Source organism: Roseateles sp. P5_B10 (assembly GCF_056400485.1).
The window spans coordinates 1-1,946 of sequence record NZ_JBFULE010000918.1 but is presented as its reverse complement, the minus strand read 5'-3'; the positions used below and the strand labels follow the sequence as shown (position 1 = coordinate 1,946).

At 67.0% G+C, this 1,946-nt stretch carries 2 protein-coding genes and 2 pseudogenes; all 4 read left to right on the top strand.

Annotation, left to right across the window (positions count from 1 at the left end; genetic code table 11):
• Positions 1-300: pseudogene (locus AC1DU6_RS29235) on the top strand (acetyl-CoA C-acyltransferase); the annotation flags it as partial.
• 3 nt (positions 301-303) lie between these two features.
• Positions 304-837: a DUF1569 domain-containing protein gene (locus AC1DU6_RS29230; protein ID WP_457442969.1), complete on the top strand. Its 534-nt coding sequence runs from the start codon at positions 304-306 to the stop codon at positions 835-837.
• Between the two features lie 171 nt (positions 838-1,008).
• A complete protein-coding gene (locus tag AC1DU6_RS29225) occupies positions 1,009-1,773 on the top strand; it encodes an enoyl-CoA hydratase (RefSeq protein ID WP_457325565.1) in 765 nt (254 codons plus the stop codon).
• Positions 1,764-1,946: pseudogene (locus tag AC1DU6_RS29220) on the top strand (SGNH/GDSL hydrolase family protein); the annotation flags it as partial. The gene AC1DU6_RS29225 and the pseudogene AC1DU6_RS29220, both read left to right, overlap by 10 nt.

Here is a 1,946-nt window from a genome sequence, read left to right as displayed (position 1 = left end):
GCACTGAAGGCCGCTGGCATCACCGCCGCCGACCTGGACTGGATCGAACTGAACGAGGCCTTCGCCGCGCAGTCGCTGGCCGTGCTGAACGACCTCGACAGCAAGGGTATCGTGCTCGACCGCAGCAAGGTCAACCCCAACGGCGGCGCGATCGCGCTGGGCCACCCGTTGGGCGCCACCGGCGCCATCCGTGCGGCCTCGGTCATCCACAACCTGCGCCGCACCGGTGGCAAGTACGGCATGGTGACAATGTGCGTCGGCGCCGGCCAAGGCGCAGCAGGCATCTTCGAAAGGCTGTAAACCATGGATCGTCGCCGCGCGCTCAAGACCACCACGGTGTTGCTCGCGGCGACCCCGCTGGCCGCCTGCACGGGCAAGTTGAAGACCTTTGCGACGTGGAAGGACGGTCAGCAGGCCGTGCTCGATCTGCTGTTCGCGCCCAAGGTCGTGCAGGACAACCCCTGGAACCTCAGCCAGGTCATGCAGCATCTGGCCCAGAGCATCGAGTTCTCGATGCAGGGCTTCCCGGCGCTCAAGGGCGCCTGGTTCCGCTCGTCCATCGGCTCGGCGGCCTTCGCGGTATTCAATGCGCGCGGTGCGATGAGCCACAGCCTGGACGAGCCCATTCCCGGCGCGCCGGCGCTGGACGCCTCACAGGCGCTGAAGACCTCGGTGCAGCGCCTGTTGGATGCCATGGACGCGTTCACGCAATTCAACGGCACACTGCGGCCTCATTTCGCCTACGGTGAGCTGACCAAGCCGCAGTACGAGCGAGCCCATTTGATGCACCTGGCCAATCACTGGACGCAGTTCCACGCCAAGACGGCTGTCGCGTGAGCCCCTCGCCCAGTCTCGCTCCGCTGAACGCGGGCCAGCCCGATCGGTCCCCCGAGGGGACGGCGATGCTTGCCGGCTCGACCGGCAAGCACATCGCCAGAGCGGGCCGGCTAGGGAGCGGCCCGGCGCTCGACCCGCCGACAATACAAGCAGCCCCGACAGGAGACTGAAATGACCATCAAGAGCTACACCGTCAACGGCGTCGCGACCCTCGAGATCGCCCGCCCCGAGAAGAAGAACGCGATCACCCAGGCGATGTACCAGGCCATGGCCGACGCGCTGCGCGCGGCCGATGCCGATCCGGCCGTGCGCGCGGTGCTGATCACCGGCCAGCCGGGCATCTTCACGTCGGGCAATGACCTGGAAGACTTCATGGCCGGCCCGACGCGGGGTGAAGATGCACCGACCTTCCAGTTCATGCATGCGCTGGTGGACAGCACCAAGCCCGTGATCGCTGCCGTGACCGGTGCGGCCATCGGCATCGGTACCACCATGCTGCTGCACTGCGACTTCGTCTTCGTCGCCGATGACGCCCGACTGGCCATGCCCTTCGTCGCCTTGGGCCTGGTGCCCGAGTTTGCGTCCAGCGTCGTGCTGCCCCAGCTGATCGGCAACCGCCGCGCGGCCGAAAAGCTGCTGCTGGGCGACCCCTTCACCGGTGAGCAGGCCGTCGAATGCGGCATCGCCAACCGCGTGCTGCCGGGTTCCGAAGTGCTGAACCACGCACGCCGCATCGCTGAACGGTTCAACAACCTCGCGCCGGGAGCGGTGCGCGACAGCAAGAAGCTGATCCGCGATGCCCAGCGCGACGCCGTCAAGGCCGCCATCACGCGTGAAGCCGAGATCTTCGGTGCCCGCCTGCGCAGCCCCGAGGCGATGGAGGCTTTCCAGGCCTTCTTCCAGAAACGTGTGCCGGACTTTTCCAAATTCTCCTGAAGCTTTCAAAGATCTCACTCGGCCCACTGCTGATTTGGCAGGGGCGCCGAGTCCGTGCGACGGCGCTGCGTTTGCCCGAGGCGGCCGGCCCGCGTTGGGCCGAAGGCTCGACGTTGCGGCTGCTGATCGTCGGCGACTCGTCCGCCGCTGGAGTCGGTGCCGCGCATCAGGAC

Excerpts from the sequence above, each read along its gene's own strand:
- AC1DU6_RS29230 (WP_457442969.1), top strand. The coding sequence starts at position 304 with ATGGATCGTCGCCGCGCGCTCAAGACCACCACGGTGTTGCTCGCGGCG.
- AC1DU6_RS29225 (WP_457325565.1), top strand. The coding sequence starts at position 1,009 with ATGACCATCAAGAGCTACACCGTCAACGGCGTCGCGACCCTCGAGATC.